This window comes from Pseudomonas sp. O39 (assembly GCF_045447295.1).
Lineage (GTDB): Bacteria > Pseudomonadota > Gammaproteobacteria > Pseudomonadales > Pseudomonadaceae > Aquipseudomonas > Aquipseudomonas antarctica_A.
The window spans coordinates 127,863-143,964 of record NZ_JBJGXV010000010.1 but is presented as its reverse complement, the minus strand read 5'-3'; the positions used below and the strand labels follow the sequence as shown (position 1 = coordinate 143,964).

Sequence of the window (16,102 nt, the reverse complement as noted above, 5' to 3'; positions counted from 1 at the left end):
TTGAGTTGTATCCCTTAACCGCGTGGAGTCGCGACGCTGGCAACTTTGGGCGCGGCTTTATCCGGCGCCACTTGCTCCAGGTTGCTGGCTTCAAGCGCTTGTCGTTGTTGTGCCAAGGCGGCGAGGGTTTCCTTGCTGGCCATCGGGATGGTTTCCGGTGCAACCGGCGACCCCGGACGAATGCGCTGCAAGCCCTTCACGACGATGGTGTCGTCCTTGTTCAAACCGCTGCGTACGATGCGCAAGCCTTCAATCTTCGGCCCCAGTTCCACCGAGCGATAAGCCGGTTTGTCGCCGTCCATCACCAGCACGAACTTCTTGCCCAGGTCGGTGCCGACCGCTTCGTCGTTGATCAACACGGCGGAGTAGGTGCCGCTGCCAACCAGCTTCAAGCGGGCATACAGACCAGGTGTGTATTCGCCCTTGCTGTTATCGAACACGGCGCGGCCACGGATGGTGCCGGTGGCCGGGTTGACCTGGTTGTCGACGAAGTTCATCTGGCCCAGGTGCGGGTTGCCGGTTTCGTTGGACAGGCCCAGGTACACAGGCGTTGTTGCGCCACGACGGCCTTGGCGGGCCAGCTCGGTGTACTTGAGGTACACGCGCTCATCGGCGTCGAAGTAGGCGTAGACCTTGTCGGTGGAGACCACGCTGGTGAGTGCGGTGACGTCGGCGGTCACCAGGTTGCCGGCGGTGATTTCGGCACGGCTGACGCGGCCGCTGATCGGCGAGGTCACGCGGGTAAAGCTCAGGTTGAGCTTGGCCAGGTCCAACTGCGCCTGAATCCCGGCGACAGCGGCGCGGGCTTCCTGGGCAGCGGTGGTGCGCGAGTCGGCCAGTTCGGCGGAAATCGCGTTGCTCTGACGCAGGCGTTCGCCCCGTTGCGCTTCATTATCGCTACGGCTGGCGGCGGCTTTGGTTTGGGCAAGCTGGGCTTCGAGGCGGCGCACTTCAGCCTGGAACGGACGCGGGTCGATCTGGAACAGCACATCGCCTTTCTTCACCAGGGCGCCTTCGATGAACGCCACTTGGTCGATCTGGCCGGACACGCGCGGACGAATCTGCACGGTTTCCGGCGCTTCCAGGCGACCGGTGAATTCATCCCACTCGTTTACCGGTTGTTCGAGCACCTTGGCCACACTGATTTTTGCAGGGGGCATGGCGGCCGCTTGTTCCGGAGTTTTGCCGCACGCGCTCATCACCACCACGGCCAAAATCGCCAAGGGGAAGCGCAAATGTTTGAGTGACTGTTCCATGAGGTGCATCCGCCAATGTATTTGAGATGGGCGGATCATGCGCGGCGAGGTGCTATGTCACGAATCGAATGAAGCAAAGGTAACTATCATTCGGAATGATATAAGCGCGAGATTAGCCCTCTAGGATGCGGGTTTCGTTAGGGAGCTATCAATGGGCTTGATGACAAAGGTGTATTGCGCAGCTTGCAAGGAACACGGCCAACGTCGCGCTGTCGCTGGCCAGCTTGCATTGCGAGCCGCTTGAACAGTATCAACCTGGCCGCAGGCGTCAGCCCGGGTGGTAATTTGACGCAACCGATCGTATACCCCGCCAGGACGCTCGAAGGCGCTCACTTCACCGGTTTGGCGGTGAGGGCACCTGACAGGGAAACGCCCAGCAGATACAGCATCCCACCGCCGATTATAAAAAGTACCAGCATGTAGAAAATGTAGTGAGCCGGCTGCGTTGCCAGCACCCATCCGCACAGTACGGGGCCCAATGCCGCGCCGACGTTGCTGAGGTTCTGCGCGGCGTAATACATGCCGCGCAGATGATTCGGCGCAATGTTGTCGATGAACATGTATTCGGCGGGGAACACGATAATTTCACCCAGGGTGAAAATGGCCATGGACAGCACCCACATCAACAGTGTGGTGGACAGCGCGAACCCGCCCAGCCCGACGATAAACAGGCTGAGGCCGGCCGCCAGCCACACGTTCAAGTACCGATGGGTAATCCGTTTGCCCAGGCCGTATTGCAAGCTGATCACCATCAGGGCATTGGTTGCCACAACCGTGCTGATAATCCGGTAGGTCGCCTGGGGCGTGGAGGTGACTATCAGGTACTGCGAGAGATAGGCAGTGAATTGGCCGAACACCACCGCACTCAATAGCCCGCCCAAGGTAAAGCACACCAGGCGGTAATCACGCAGCAGCAGTTTGCCGACTGCCAGGAACGGCGTGGGCGGCCGGTTTGCGTCGACCGTTACCAGGCACCTGTCGCCCCACACGAAATAGATAAAAAAGAACCCGGCGCCAAGCCCTGCTGACATCAGAAAGGGCAGGCTGGTATCCACGGCGGCCAACCCCGCGCCCAGAAACGGCCCGACGGCATAACCGATATTGGTCAGCGTGTATTTGATCGAAAACACTTCGCTGCGCTGATCGACGGGGAGCAGGCTGCCAAATCCGGCCTTCACTGCAATATCAATCACGGCATAGGCCAGGTTGACTGACACCAGGCACAGGTAAAACAGCCAGAGCGCGGGCGCGACATACGCGCCGAGAAAGCTCAGCGTGAACACGCCGCAGAACGTGAGAATAAGCCGGTAACTGGACATTCTGTCCACTAGAAAACCGCCATACAGGCTCAGCAGCGAGCCAATGATGAGCGTGCTGCCAATGACCAGGCCGATGTCGGCGATGCTCAATTCAAAGTGGCCCGATAAATAGATGACCAGGTAGGGCAGCGTAATTGCGCGGGCGAGGGTTAATACCAGTGAGGCACACAGCAGCAGGTTGAGGGTGAGCGGGTAGTTTTTCAGCGTTGCCAGCATTCGAGCCTCATCGTCCATTTATAAGGTGCAAGCGTCATGATTCGCTCGCTCGGAAAGGTGCAGCTTACTTTTGATCCTGGTTCTGATTTAGGATGCTTTTTATCAATATATTGGAAATGAATTCATGAATAAGGAACGTCTGTGTTTTCCTCCGAACGCTTGAAGGGCATCGATGTGTTTGTCTGCGTCGCGCAGTACGGCAGCTTCACGGCAGCGGCCGAGAAAATGCACCTGACGGCCTCTGCCATCAGTAAAAACATCGCGCGCCTGGAAACGCGCCTGGGCGCCAGACTGTTCGAGCGCACCACGCGCACGTTATCGCTGACGGATGCCGGTGTTGCGTTTCTGCGCACCTGCACCGGCGTACTGGCAGACCTGGAAGAAGCGGAGTTATCACTTCAGGCAGAAAACACCGAGCCTCGCGGGCGTGTGCGCATTGACCTGCCCAGCGCATTTGGCCGCGCACAGGTGTTACCGATCCTTCTGCAGTGGGTGAAGGATCATCCATTGCTGATACCGCATATCTCTTTCTCAGATGGTTTTATCGACCCGCTCAAGGAAGGCGTGGACATCGTGGTGCGCATTGGCGACGCACACACCTGGCCGGAGACGGTAGAGCACCGGCTGCTCAACCGTGAGCGGCATGTTTTGTGTGCATCCCCTGCGTATCTGGCTCGCCATGGCACCCCACACGCGGAGCGCGACCTTGAGCATCATCGGTGCATTGCCTATGGCTGGATTGACGGGAGCATCAGCCCTTGGCGTTACGCCGGCGAGCAGGGCGAAACACGCCACAGGCAAATCGCTGCGCACCTGGTGATGGGGAATGGTGACGGATTGATGATGGCCGCACTGGCAGGCTGCGGTATCGCACAGTTGCCGTCATGGCTGATCGAGCAACCATTGCGGGACGGGACGCTGGTTGAGGTGTTGCCGAAACTGGCAATCACGGGAATGGAGATCAATGTGGCCTGGGTTAAAAATCGCCAGGCGCTGCCCAAGATTCGCGCGGTAGTTGATGCGCTGGTTACGGGGCTGGGGGCTTGAGTGAGCGGTCGCTTGACTTTAAATATGTGCAGAAATAGCACAGGTATTGTTTGCTTATGTGCGTGGATCAAACAGTAGGGCCTGCTTAAGCTGGCCTCGTCAACCCGACGACTGCTTAAGGAAACCCGCTCATGTCCCACGCCATTGCTACTTCTCAATTGACTCTGCGCGCCGCAAACGCCGTCGCCGTGCCGCACATGCTTAAATCCGTCATCGCCGGCCTTGGCCTGCTGATGAGCCTCGGCCAATGTGCCGTGGCCGCTGAGGCTCAGGCCAGTCCGCAGCCGACCATCCGCGCCATGTTCGGTGCCAAACCGACCGACCAGTTGGACCCGAAAACCACCGCGCTGCTGGTGATCGACTTCCAGAACGAATACTTCACGGGCCGCATGCCGATCCCGGATGGCATGAAAGCCCTGGACAACGCCCAGCGCCTGATCGCGTTTGCCGACAAGCAACATATCCCGGTGATCCACGTGCAACACGTGGCTCCGGAGGGCGCAGCGGTGTTTGCCAAGGACGGTAAAACGGTGAACTTCCACCCGTTGATGCAGCCGCGTCCACAGGACAAAGTCATTCAAAAAACCACGGTGAGTGTGTTCGCCAGCACCGATATCGACGCCCAGTTGAAGAAAGCCGGAATCAAGACACTGATCATTTCCGGCCTGATGACCCACGCCTGTGTCGCCGGTGCCGCGCGTGACGCGGTGCCGTTGGGCTACGACGTTGTGGTAGCATCCGATGCCACTGCAACCCGCGCAATCACTCGCGACAATGGGGATTCGGTGTCCAAGGACGCGTTGCACAACGCGGCGCTGGCGGAAATCGAAGACACCTTCGGTTCGGTGCTGACCACCGCGCAAATCGTTGCCTTGCCCGTGCACTGATCCACCGGACTGCTCGCCTGGAGTCACATTCGCTTCATGAACCAGTTATCTGCCATGCGCGCCTTTCGGTGCATCGTCGAGGCCAAGGGCTTCTCTGCCGCGGCAGAGCGGCTCGACACAACCCACTCGACGATTTCCCGGCAATTGCAGCAACTGGAAGTTGAACTGGGCGTTCAGTTGATCAACCGCAACACCCGGCGTTTCAGCCTGACCCGCCCCGGAGAGCTCTACTTCGCAGCGTGCGTCGATATTCTCGATCGCCTGGATGCGGCCGCCATGGCCATGGCGCAGGGGCATCAGCAACCCAACGGCCTGTTGCGGGTCAGCGTGCCCCTGGTGGTCGGCACGCTGGACCTGCCGCACTGGGTGCCGGGTTTCCAGAAGCGCTACCCCGATATCGAACTTGAGCTGTGCTGCGACGATCAGTTCGTTGATCTGGTCGCCGAAGGGTTCGATGTGGCTATCCGTATCGCCAGTGCACTGGCTGACACCACGCTGGTCGCGCGCACCCTGACGGTTTCAAAGCTGGTCCTGGTAGCTTCTCCGGCCTATGTAAACAGCCACGGTTTGCCACGCACAGCCCAGGAACTCGACGGCCATCGCTTGCTGGCGTTTATCGGCGCCTCATCCGACTGGGAGCTGTGCCCGCCACGCGGTGCACCGGTCAAGGTCACGCCAACGGGGCAGTTCAAGACCAACACCCTCAGCGCCTTGCACGCCGCCGCACTGGCCGGCGCCGGCATCGCGTGTTTTACCCAGGCCACCGTGCGCGCTAATTTTGCGCAAGGGCAACTCGTCTCCATTCTGCCCAACTATTCGCTGGGCCAACGGCATTACTTCGCGCTCTATCCGCAATCGCGGTATCTGGCGCCCAACGTCAGGGCGTTTGTCGATTACATGGCCGACTTCTACGCGTCCCGAGGGCAAGCCGTAAGCGGTCACGGATAATTTTCAATACAGCTTTCGACAGGATTCGACCATGTCAAACCTCCCAACAGAACCCACCACGCTCCACGATCCGTACCTATGGCTTGAAGAGGTCGACAGCGCCAGGGCGCTGGACTGGGTGCGGGCGCAGAACCTGAAAACCGATACGCGCCTCGCGCAATCGGACGCCTTCAAGGCGCTGCAGGCCGACCTGCTGGCGGTGCTGGATAGCGACAGCAATATCCCATTCGTGGAAAAAATCGGCGCGCACTATTACAACTTCTGGATTGACGCCGCGCACCCACGCGGCCTTTGGCGTCGCACCACGCTGGAGGAGTACCGCAAGGCCCAACCCACATGGGAAACCGTGCTGGATATCGATGCCTTGAACACCCTTGAGGGCGAGAACTGGGTATGGCATGGCGCCAACTGTCTGCGACCGGGCCATTCGCAACCGGGCTATCAGCGCTGCCTGATCGAACTGTCCCGTGGCGGGGCGGATGCCAGCGTGACGCGCGAATTTGATCTGGTCGGCAAAGCCTGGGTCGAAGACGGCTTCCAACTGCCCGAGTCCAAGGGCGGAATGGACTGGATCGACCAGGACAGCGTGTATGTGTTCACCGATTTCGGTGCGGCGAGCATGACGCGCTCGGGCTACCCGCGCATCGTCAAACTATGGCAGCGCGGAATGCCGCTGAGCGCGGCCAGTGTTGTGTACGAAGGCCAGCACGACGATATGTATATCGCGGCGATGCACGACAGTACGCCGGGCTACGAACGTGATTTCGTCAGCCGTACGCTGGCGTTCTACAACGATGAGCTGTACCTGCGGGTCGGCGACGGCAAACTGAGCAAAATCGACGCGCCTAACTCGGCCGAAAAATCGCTGCACAAAGACTGGCTGCTGCTGAAACTACGTGACGACTGGCCAGTGGGTGACGGCTATGTGGCCGGCTCGTTGTTGGCAATCAAGTTTGAACATTTCATGGCCGGCGCGCGCGATTTCGACGTGTTGTTCGTGCCGTCTGACAGCACCTCGCTGGCAGACATGGACTGGACGCGCAACCACTTGGTGCTGAACGTGCTGGATGACGTCAGGAACCGTCTCAGCGTGCTGACGCCTGGCGCCGAAGGTTGGACGCGCAGTGCATTTATCGGTGCGCCGCCGATGGCGACTGTGGACGTGAGAGCGGTCGACAGCGATGACAGCGACGCGGTTTGGCTGATCACGCGGGACTACCTCACGCCGGTCACGCTTTCACTGGCTCAAATCGGCGCTCAACCGCACGTGCTGAAAGCCATGCCGGCGTTCTTCGATTCGAGTCGCCACGTGGTGCAACAGCATTTTGCAGTGTCCAGGGATGGCACTCGTGTGCCGTATTTCCTGGTGCATGAGCAAGGGTTGCAGTACGACGGCAGTGCGCCAACCTTGCTCTATGGCTACGGCGGTTTCGAGTATTCGCTGTGCCCGGAGTACTCCGGCGGGCTGGGCCGCGCCTGGCTTGCCAAAGGCGGGGTGTATGCCGTCGCCAACATTCGCGGCGGTGGCGAATACGGCCCGCGTTGGCATCAGGCCGCACTCAAGCACAATCGCGCGCGTGCCTACGAAGATTTTGCTGCGGTCGCGCAAGACCTGATCAGCCGAAAAATCACCGCGCCCCGGCATTTGGGCGTGCAAGGTGGCAGCAATGGCGGCCTGTTGGTCGGCAATATGCTGACCCAGTACCCTGAACTGTTAGGCGCCGTTGTCGTGCAGGTGCCGTTGCTCGATATGCAGCGCTATCACCACTTACTGGCCGGAGCCTCGTGGATGGAGGAGTACGGCAACCCGGACGTGCCCGAAGAGTGGGCCTACATCCAGACTTTTTCGCCTTACCACCTGTTCGATCCGGCGCAGACCTACCCGCCGGTGCTGTTCACCACCTCCACCCGTGATGACCGCGTACACCCGGCCCACGCCCGCAAGCTGGCGGCCAGGATGATCGAGGCCAACCAGGACGTGACCTATTACGAGAACATCGAAGGGGGCCATGGAGGTGCGGCGGATAACGCGCAGAGTGCGTACATGAAAGCGTTGGTGTACAGCTTTTTGTGGGAGCAGTTGAGCGTCGGCGGGGATTGACCGAGGCCGGCGGGTCAGAGGCTGTCCGGGTCGCCAAAAAACATCTGAATCCGCGACCGCAGCCACCGCTCTCCCGGGTCGTTATCCTGCGACCCGCGCCAGGCCATATGCAGTTCAAAGCTACGCACCGGCAACGGCGGGTCTTCGGCCCGAAGGCCGCCCGCCGCTGTCAGGGCCTCGGCTGCATAGTCCGGCACGGTGGCCAGAATGTCGGTGCCCGCCAGCAAGGTGCCCAGCCCATTGAACTGCGGCACAGCCAGTACCACGTGGCGTTTGCGATTGAGCTTTTCCAACTCTTCGTCAATAAACCCGCTCAGGTCGCCCGCGAAGGACACCAGGGCGTGGGGGCGCGCGCAGAAGTCGTCCAGGCTCAGCGAGCCGGGCACGCTGTCGGCACGCAGCAGTTTCGGCAGGCTGCGACGCAGCACTTTGCGCTTGGCGTTGGCCGGCAGGTCGGCGGTGTAGCTGACGCCGATGGAGATCTCACCGGAGGCCAGGAGGCCCGGCATCAGGATGTAGTTGACGCGGCGCACCACCAGCACGATGCCGGGGGCTTCGGCACGCAGGCGTTTGAGCAATTGGGGAAGCAGGGCGAATTCGACGTCGTCGGACAGGCCGATACGGAACACGGCGGTGCTGGTGGCCGGGTCGAACTCGGCGGCACGGCTCACGGCGGTGGAAATCGAGTCCAGGGCCGGGGAGAGCAGGGCGAAGATTTCTACAGCGCGTGCCGACGGCTCCATGCTGCGCCCGGTGCGCACAAACAGCGGGTCATCAAACAGCCCGCGCAGACGCGACAAGGCCGCACTGATGGCCGGCTGGCCGAGGAACAGCTTCTCGGCGGCGCGGGTCACGCTGCGCTCATGCATCAAGGTTTCGAATACGATCAAGAGGTTAAGGTCGACACGACGCAGGTCGTTACGGTTCATCTTGTGTCCTGGAAGAGTCAGCAAACTTGACGTGAACGGCCATATTCAGAACCCTCAGGTTCCACTTAGACGCATGACCGGCATGAATCTTACGGGGAAAGGCTGGTACTCTGCACAAGATAATTGAGTTTTCCTACAGGAGTTGAGGTCTATTCCTCGGTTGCGGAATCAATGACAGGCATGTCGACTATTAACGCCGACCGATGGCCTTAGCTGGAAAGCCCAGATAGAGTTCATGGCATTAGAGGTTACTTTGACGAGGTTTGCGATGTCCCGCACGATCCGTTTTCACAAGTTTGGTCCGGCCGAGGTGCTCAAATGCGAAGAGCATGCAGCCGCACAGCCCGCACCGGGCGAAGTGCAGGTGCGTGTCGAAGCGATTGGCATCAGCTGGTATGACATTTTGTGGCGCCAGAACCTGGCGTCCTCGCATGCACGTTTGCCGTCCGGCCTTGGTCATGAAATGGCCGGTGTGGTCGTCGCCCTCGGTGAGGGCGTGGATGATTTGGCTGTGGGCGATAAAGTGGCCAGTTTTCCGGCCGAGAGCCCCAATGATTACCCGGTGTATGGCGAGCAGATCGTCTTGCCCCGTTCGGCCTTGACCCGCTACCCGGACGTCTTGAGCCCGATTCAAGCCAGCGTGCACTACACGCCGCTGCTGATTGCCTACTTTGCCTACATGGATCTGGCGCGGGTCAAGCCCGGTCAATTTGCCTTGGTGACCGACGCCAGCCACTGTGCCGGTCCCTCGTTCGTACAGCTGGGCAAGGCCTTGGGTGTGCGGGTGATTGCCGCGACCAAGGACAGCGCGGAGCGTGAGTACTTACTGTCCCTGGGGGCGGAGAAGGTCATCGTCACCGAAGAGCAGGACTTGCTCATGCAAATCAACAAGTACACCGATAACCGCGGCGTGGATGTGGTGTTCGATGGCTTGGGCGGCCCGCAGATGTCATTGCTGGGCGATGTCCTGGCGCCGCGTGGCAGCCTGGTGCTCTACGGCCTGCAAGGCGGCAACCAGACGCCATTCCCGGCGTGCGCAGCCTTCCAGAAGAACATTCAATTCTTCGTGCACTGTATCGGTAACTTCACCGGTAAGCCGGAACTGGGCATCATTCAGGACCATGTGGCGTTGCAACGTGCGTTGCGCGATATCAACCAACTGACGGCCGATCGGGTGTTGGTGCCACTGAAAACCACGGTGTTTGCGTTCAACCAGTTCGTGGAAGCGCACCGTTATATGGACGAATGTCCGTGCCGCGAGCGTGTTGCGTTGCAGGTTGAAGCTGTTTGAGATGTAGGAATATTCGCAAATAAGTCTTCAAACCCCCGGGCGCATGGGGCAAATGCGCCATTTGACAGGGTTTAACCCGCGCGGTGGCTGAAACGCGCAGGTGCCCTTCAGTCCTGTAAACGATACCTTTCTCCCCGGCGCCGCCCTGAAATTCAGCGCGGCGTTCTTGTGTGTGCCTCTTCAACGTAATTCCTGATAACTGTCTGAACTGGTTTTCGGCCAGGTTCTGTATCTGTTATTCATTATTTCAGTCCTGATAATTGGTGCTTCACTTTCAACTCAAGGACTGAGTAATGAATGACAATCTGATACGGCGGCCGGTACTTCCCGCCATGACGCGTGATGCAGTGCTTATCCAGCTCCGAGGAAACGGGGCCTTTCACGGCGGATATCAATCAATACGCAAACGAATATCAAAGTTTAGTGGTTTTTATTTGTCGGATGGCTCTTTTAAATCATGGTTAAAGGGTTGTAGGAGTTTGTCTGAATATTCCTAGGAGCACTGCTGTAATGGGCTGGATGCTTGTTGCACTGGCTTTCGGCGCCGCGAGTGCTCTCGGACGTGCGAAGTACGCAGTCCATCGGTTTGTTGCAAGATGCTAGTGTTTTTTATCGCGAACACTGTGCCACGGGCAACGTCATTACACATGCAAGAGATCGGGCAACTACGCTCGGTAGTTGTTTGAAACTGATATTTCAACTCAGGTAGTAGAGCTATGAGCGCTATTCACGAACAGGCTATGAATTATGTTTACCAGCAAGTTCAACAACGCTTAGTCGGGTATTTCACACGTGCGGAGCGCACAGCACTTCAATTGTTGATTCAGCGTATCGTCGTGGCCGCAGGCGGAATGGAGCAAGTGGGGGATTACAAAGTGCTGGTGGCCCACGGCGGCGGCGAAGTCAGCAGCTACACCCTGGCACTGCTGCGTGCCGCACAACTGAGTATTGCCGGGCGATCGCCCAGGACGTTCCAGCTACGGGTCGCCACGCTGTGCCACGCGGGCATGACTCAAGACACCCTCGACGCGATTCATCGCGGTTACACCCGATTGTTTTTCCACGATGACCACCGCGTCGAGCTGCTGATGGTCGACAACGAACAGGTGCTGCCCTTCAATCACCAGCGTCCGGTATCCGGCCGTGCCTGTGAAACCCACCAGCGCAACATGTTGATGGTGGGGCATCTGACCTCCGGCGATATTCGCGCCACCCTGTGCAACGAGACCTACTTGGCCCTGGGTGATTTCTATCAGCGTGTCACGGCCTGGAAAGGCGGCGTGCATGCATTGGTCAGCGGCGATTCCACGCGTAAACAGAGCCAGCTCCTCGCCTGGCTGAAAAAGGCCGCCCAAGCCAGGGGTGTCAGCTCCCCGAAGGGCCAGCCTTCCTCGCTCAACGGGCTGTTCAAGCGCATGGATGAATGGAGCGGCGACTTCTACCGCGACCTGTACGGCGAGCACTACGTGCCAAAGGCCGACATCAGCCCGGGTGGGCACCGCAACTTGGCGTACATCGGAATGGCCGACCTGCTCGAGGGTATCGATCGCGCTCGTGCACCGTTGCTCACCGAGTTCATGGGCTACACACCGGACCCGCTGGGCTTTCATTTCAGCCACCCAGCCTTTGCCAATCCGTTGTTGATGGCGCACCTGCGAGGCCTGCAGGCCGAATGCCTGCGTGAGTTGCGTTACGAGGAGGGCGTCGATGAGTTCCTGGTGCTCGCGCGTGAGTACCTGCGGCGTCGGCATGTTCCCGAAGAGCTGGTGACCCGGGCCGTCAACCGCGAGGAGCGCGTCGTGTCGAGCAGTTACGCCCAGCAGTTCTTCGGCCTGGATGAAAGCCAACTGACCTGCCTGTTGTTTTCACCCTTTATCCATCACGGTGAGCGACTGGAAGGTTACTTGCGTCAGTGCCACCCCGGAATGCTGGTGGCGTTGCCCGAACTGCACAAGATGCTGCAGGGCAAGCCCGCCGCCGAGATGCTGCAGCAATGGGTGGCCGACGCCAGTGGGCTGCCGCTGTCCTTGCTTCAGCATCTGTACCGCAAGCGGCCGATGACGCTTGCTCCTGCTGGCATACGTAGCGGTTTAACGCAAAGGCCCATGGCCAGTGGCAGCATGGCCTGTCAGCTGTCCGGCCGATGACGCTGCGAGGGGCGCGGCAAGTAGACTTCGCTTATCAGGCGGTCTATCGCTACATGATCAACTTGATCAATGAGGTCAGTAGCGATGCTCGGGTAAAACTGCCGTCGTTGCGCCAGTTATCCCAGCGTCTGAATGTATCGATCTCCACCATTCAATACGCGTACTCGCTGTTGGAGAAAGAGGGCCGGGTGTATTCGGTGGCCAAGTCGGGCTATTACGCTTGGCCGCTGACGGGTAGCCCGGACACATGGCCCAGTGGGGATTTACTAGAACGCCTCTATGTGGCGGCTCGTCGCCCAGGCATGGTGGTACTCAGCGGCGATGAACCTGCGTTGCTGGCGTCGCTGGACGGCACCATGCTGGGGCTGGAGCGCGAGCTGGTGCGCCAGTATCCGCGTCATTTGCAGCCGTGGTCCCAGCCATGTGGCGTTTGGGAACTGAGAGCGGCGCTGGCGGCACGCTATACCACGTCGCCGACGCGTTGCTGGCATGCCGACGACGTGTATATCGGTGCTGACCTGCGAGGCGTGCTCGACATTCTCATTGAGGTGTTGGGCTTGCGGGGCTCCACGGTGATCGTCGAGTCGCCCTGCGACTGGCTGATCCTGCGCGTGCTGCAGGATGCCGGGGTGCGCATCCTCGAGTGGCCCTGGGGCGACGATGGCAGCCTGGACCTGGTGACGCTCGAAGGGATGCTGCGCAGTGAGCCGGTGCACCTGGTGTTGCTGTCATCGTCGGTCAGCCTGCCGTCGGCGGTTGCGATGCAGCCTCGCGACCGCCTGGGCGTGGCGAAACTGCTTGACCAGTACGATTGCTGGCTGCTCGAAAACGACACCTGCGGTGAGCTGGGTTTCAAGCCGCCCCAGGCGGCACTGCGCGACCTCGTCAACCCTGAACGATTGGTGGTGTTTTCCTCATTCGAGAAAATACTCGGGCCAGAGGCGCCTTTTGGTTATGCGCTGTCGCGGCACCTGAGCGGCGAATTGCAGCGCCAGTTCCTGTTGCGTTCGTTCCGGTTGTCCTCCATTCGCCAACGCGCGATTGCACGTTTGTATCAGAGTGGGCGAATCGACCAGCACCTGCACGACTTGCGCCGGTTGCTGCGTGAACAGGCGAGCGAAATGAGCCAGTATCTGGACCGGCATCTGGGTGATCAAGTGAGCTATCGGATGCCCGCAGGGGGTGGCGCGTTCTGGTTAAGCTCCACTCAAACAGTGGACATGCGCCAGGTATTCCAGCACTTGCTGGCGCGGCAGGTGGTGATTGCGCCCGGAGAACTGTTCAGCGTCGGCGGCCTGCATCATCAGCACCTGCGTTTAAGCCATACTTTCCATGGCCAGCCCAACCTGGAGATTGCCCTGGCGACACTGGGCGAGGCGCTGCGACAGGCACAGATTGCCTAAGTGCATGAAATTTCTCTTGCCGCTGTAGGATCGATACCGTCGCGCAGTAGTCCAACTCTCAGTAAACTGTCATTTTTTCCGAATCCTTCTTTATCGAGGTTTATGCATGACAATCAGTCCTTTTGCGGGCAAGCCGGCCCCAGCTCAGTTGCTGGTGGATATCCCGCGACTGGTCACGGCCTATTACACAGGCCAGCCTGATGCAGCGATCTCCACACAGCGTGTGGCCTTTGGTACCTCCGGGCACCGCGGCAGCTCGTTTGAGCTGAGCTTCAACGAATGGCATGTGCTTGCCATCAGCCAGGCCATCTGCCTGTACCGTGAAGCCCAAGGTATCAATGGTCCTTTGTTCGTCGGCCTGGACACCCACGCGCTGTCGACACCTGCCGGTGCCAGCGCCCTGGAAGTCCTGGCGGCCAACGGTGTGCACGTCATGCTGGCCGAAGGCGATGAATACACACCGACCCCGGCCATTTCTCACGCCATCATTTGCTACAACCGTGGCCGTACCACTGGCCTGGCGGACGGCATCGTGATTACGCCGTCGCACAACCCGCCACAAAGCGGCGGCTACAAGTACAACCCACCCAACGGCGGCCCGGCCGATACCCACGTGACCAAGTGGATCGAAGCCAAGGCCAACGAGCTGCTGGCCAACAAACTGGCCGGGGTCAAACGCATCACCCACGCCCAGGCGCTCAAGGCGGATACCACGCACCGCCACGACTACCTCAACAGCTACGTGGCCGACCTGGTCAATGTGATCGACATGGACGCCATCCGCAGCGCCGATCTGCGCCTGGGTGTCGATCCGTTGGGTGGCGCAGGGGTGCGCTACTGGTCGGCAATTGCCGAGCACTACCGTTTGAACCTCGATGTGGTGAACACCGAAGTGGACGCCACGTTCCGCTTCATGAGCGTCGATTGGGACGGTCAGATCCGCATGGACCCGTCCTCCAGCTATGCCATGCAAGGCTTGATCGGCCTCAAAGAGCGCTTTGACGTGGCCTTCGCCTGCGACCCGGACCACGACCGCCATGGCATCGTCACTCCGTCCGGTGGCCTGCTGGCACCGAACAACTACCTGGCAGTGTCCATTGATTACCTGTTCCAGAACCGTCCTGAATGGCGTGCTGACGCGGCCGTAGGCAAGACCGTGGTCAGCAGCGGCTTGATTGATCGCGTCGCCGCCCGTATCGGTCGTCGCCTGTACGAAGTGCCGGTCGGCTTCAAGTGGTTTGCCGATGGCCTGTTCGAAGGTTCGCTGGGCTTTGGCGGCGAAGAAAGCGCTGGCGCCTCGTTCCTGCGTAAAGACGGCACCGTGTGGAGCACCGACAAGGACGGCCTGATCCCGGCTTTGTTGGCGGCGGAGATGACCTCGCGCAAAGGCCAGGACCCAAGCCAGATCTACCGTGGCCTGACCGACGCCCTGGGCGAGCCGTTCGCGATTCGTGTGGATGCCAAGGCCACCCCGGCGCAGAAGGCCCTGTTGGGCAAACTGTCGCCGGAGCAGGTCACGTCCACGCAATTGGCCGGGGAGAGCATCCAACAAATCCTTAGTCATGCGCCGGGTAATAACCAGGCCATTGGCGGTTTGAAAGTGATGACCGAAAATGGCTGGTTCGCCGCGCGGCCATCGGGCACCGAGGACATCTACAAGATCTACGCCGAGAGCTTTATTGGCGAAGATCACCTCAAGCAGTTGGTGGAAGAAGCACAGGTGCTGGTAGACGGCGCCATCAGCCAGTAATTACGCCAAACCAAAAGTGGGAGGGGCTTGCTCCCTCCCACTTTTTTGCTTGGCGCAAAGCGTCACATCAGGCCAGGTCGACCAACACGATTTCGCTGTCTTCAATCGCCGTCACCCGCAACACCTGCTCATCCTCAACCGCCACACCGTCTCGAGCTTGCGCCCGTAAGCCATTGACCTCAATCACCCCCGTCGCTGGCACCAGATACGCCCGACGTCCGCTGTCCAGCCGATACTCTGCACTCTCACCCGCTTTCAGGTTGGCTGCCACCAGGCGTGCATCGGCACGAATGCGCAGGCTTTCACTGTCACCGGCTTTGCCGCTGGCCAATGTCACAAATCCCTCGCGATCACCCTTCGGGAAAGGTTTGGTACCCCAGGAGGGCGGCAAGCCGGCTTCATTCGGGATGATCCAGATCTGGAAAATCTTGGTCGGCGTGGCTTCCAGGTTGTATTCGCTGTGGGCAATCCCGGTGCCGGCGCTCATTACCTGCACATCGCCAGCCTCGGTACGGCCCTTGTTGCCCAGGTTGTCGGCATGGCTGATGGCGCCTTCACGCACATAAGTGATGATTTCCATGTCGCGGTGCGGGTGCTGCGGGAAGCCGGTACCTGGCGCGATGATGTCATCGTTCCACACCCGCAGATTGCCCCAGTGCATGCGCTTGGGGTCGTGGTATTCGGCGAATGAAAAGTGATGATGAGCGTCGAGCCAGCCATGATGTGCGCCGCCCAGGGTATTGAAAGGTCGAAGTTCAAGCATGATCGTCTCCTGTTGATGGGCCCATCATCCTGCAGTGCAAGATCG

Annotated in this window: 12 protein-coding genes; 8 read left to right on the top strand and 4 right to left on the bottom strand. The window is 59.8% G+C overall.

From position 1 onward, the window contains the following. Positions 1-14 precede the first annotated feature (14 nt). Positions 15-1,256 carry a multidrug efflux RND transporter periplasmic adaptor subunit MexE gene (mexE, locus tag ACI77D_RS15745; protein WP_064452298.1) on the bottom strand — a complete coding sequence of 414 codons (1,242 nt, stop codon included), beginning with the start codon at positions 1,254-1,256 and terminating at the stop codon, positions 15-17. Between the two features lie 329 nt (positions 1,257-1,585). Further along, positions 1,586-2,791 carry an MFS transporter gene (locus ACI77D_RS15740; RefSeq protein ID WP_221294655.1) on the bottom strand — a complete coding sequence of 402 codons (1,206 nt, stop codon included), beginning with the start codon at positions 2,789-2,791 and terminating at the stop codon, positions 1,586-1,588. A 141-nt stretch (positions 2,792-2,932) separates the two neighbouring features. On the opposite strand from ACI77D_RS15740, the gene ACI77D_RS15735 reads away from it, so the two are divergent. From ACI77D_RS15735 to ACI77D_RS15720, 4 genes are all read left to right on the top strand, one after another. Beyond that, positions 2,933-3,838 carry a LysR family transcriptional regulator gene (locus tag ACI77D_RS15735; protein WP_221294656.1) on the top strand — a complete coding sequence of 302 codons (906 nt, stop codon included), beginning with the start codon at positions 2,933-2,935 and terminating at the stop codon, positions 3,836-3,838. Positions 3,839-4,035: 197 nt separating this feature from the next. Beyond that, a complete protein-coding gene (locus tag ACI77D_RS15730; RefSeq protein WP_407017003.1) occupies positions 4,036-4,725 on the top strand; it encodes a cysteine hydrolase family protein in 690 nt (229 codons plus the stop codon). A gap of 36 nt (positions 4,726-4,761) precedes the next feature. Beyond that, a complete protein-coding gene (locus ACI77D_RS15725; protein WP_407016985.1) occupies positions 4,762-5,673 on the top strand; it encodes a LysR substrate-binding domain-containing protein in 912 nt (303 codons plus the stop codon). A gap of 31 nt (positions 5,674-5,704) precedes the next feature. Then, entirely contained in the window at positions 5,705-7,774 is a 2,070-nt protein-coding gene (locus ACI77D_RS15720) for a prolyl oligopeptidase family protein (protein ID WP_407016984.1), read from the top strand. 14 nt (positions 7,775-7,788) lie between these two features. Here ACI77D_RS15720 and ACI77D_RS15715 read toward each other — a convergent pair whose 3' ends face one another. Next, positions 7,789-8,703 (bottom strand): LysR substrate-binding domain-containing protein, encoded by a 915-nt coding sequence (locus ACI77D_RS15715; RefSeq protein ID WP_064452305.1) that lies wholly within the window; start codon positions 8,701-8,703, stop codon positions 7,789-7,791. A gap of 268 nt (positions 8,704-8,971) precedes the next feature. Between ACI77D_RS15715 and ACI77D_RS15710 the strand changes: the two genes are divergently transcribed. The 4 genes from ACI77D_RS15710 to pgm all read left to right on the top strand — a co-directional run bounded on the left by ACI77D_RS15710 (position 8,972) and on the right by pgm (position 15,294). Beyond that, on the top strand, positions 8,972-9,994 hold the full coding sequence (locus ACI77D_RS15710) for a zinc-dependent alcohol dehydrogenase family protein (protein WP_064452306.1): 1,023 nt from the start codon (positions 8,972-8,974) through the stop codon (positions 9,992-9,994). 716 nt (positions 9,995-10,710) lie between these two features. Then, on the top strand, positions 10,711-12,141 hold the full coding sequence (locus ACI77D_RS15705; RefSeq protein ID WP_221294672.1) for a hypothetical protein: 1,431 nt from the start codon (positions 10,711-10,713) through the stop codon (positions 12,139-12,141). Continuing rightward, complete coding sequence (locus tag ACI77D_RS15700) at positions 12,138-13,544, top strand: PLP-dependent aminotransferase family protein (protein WP_407016983.1); 1,407 nt, start codon at positions 12,138-12,140, stop codon at positions 13,542-13,544. Before ACI77D_RS15705 ends, ACI77D_RS15700 begins: the two co-directional genes overlap by 4 nt. Positions 13,545-13,650: 106 nt before the next feature. Continuing rightward, positions 13,651-15,294 (top strand): phosphoglucomutase (alpha-D-glucose-1,6-bisphosphate-dependent), encoded by a 1,644-nt coding sequence (pgm, locus tag ACI77D_RS15695; protein ID WP_064452309.1) that lies wholly within the window; start codon positions 13,651-13,653, stop codon positions 15,292-15,294. Positions 15,295-15,361: 67 nt separating this feature from the next. On the opposite strand, the gene ACI77D_RS15690 is transcribed toward pgm, so the two are convergent. Beyond that, positions 15,362-16,057, bottom strand: coding sequence for a pirin family protein (locus tag ACI77D_RS15690; protein ID WP_407016982.1), 696 nt, complete (start codon positions 16,055-16,057; stop codon positions 15,362-15,364). Between the last annotated feature and the right edge of the window lie 45 nt (positions 16,058-16,102).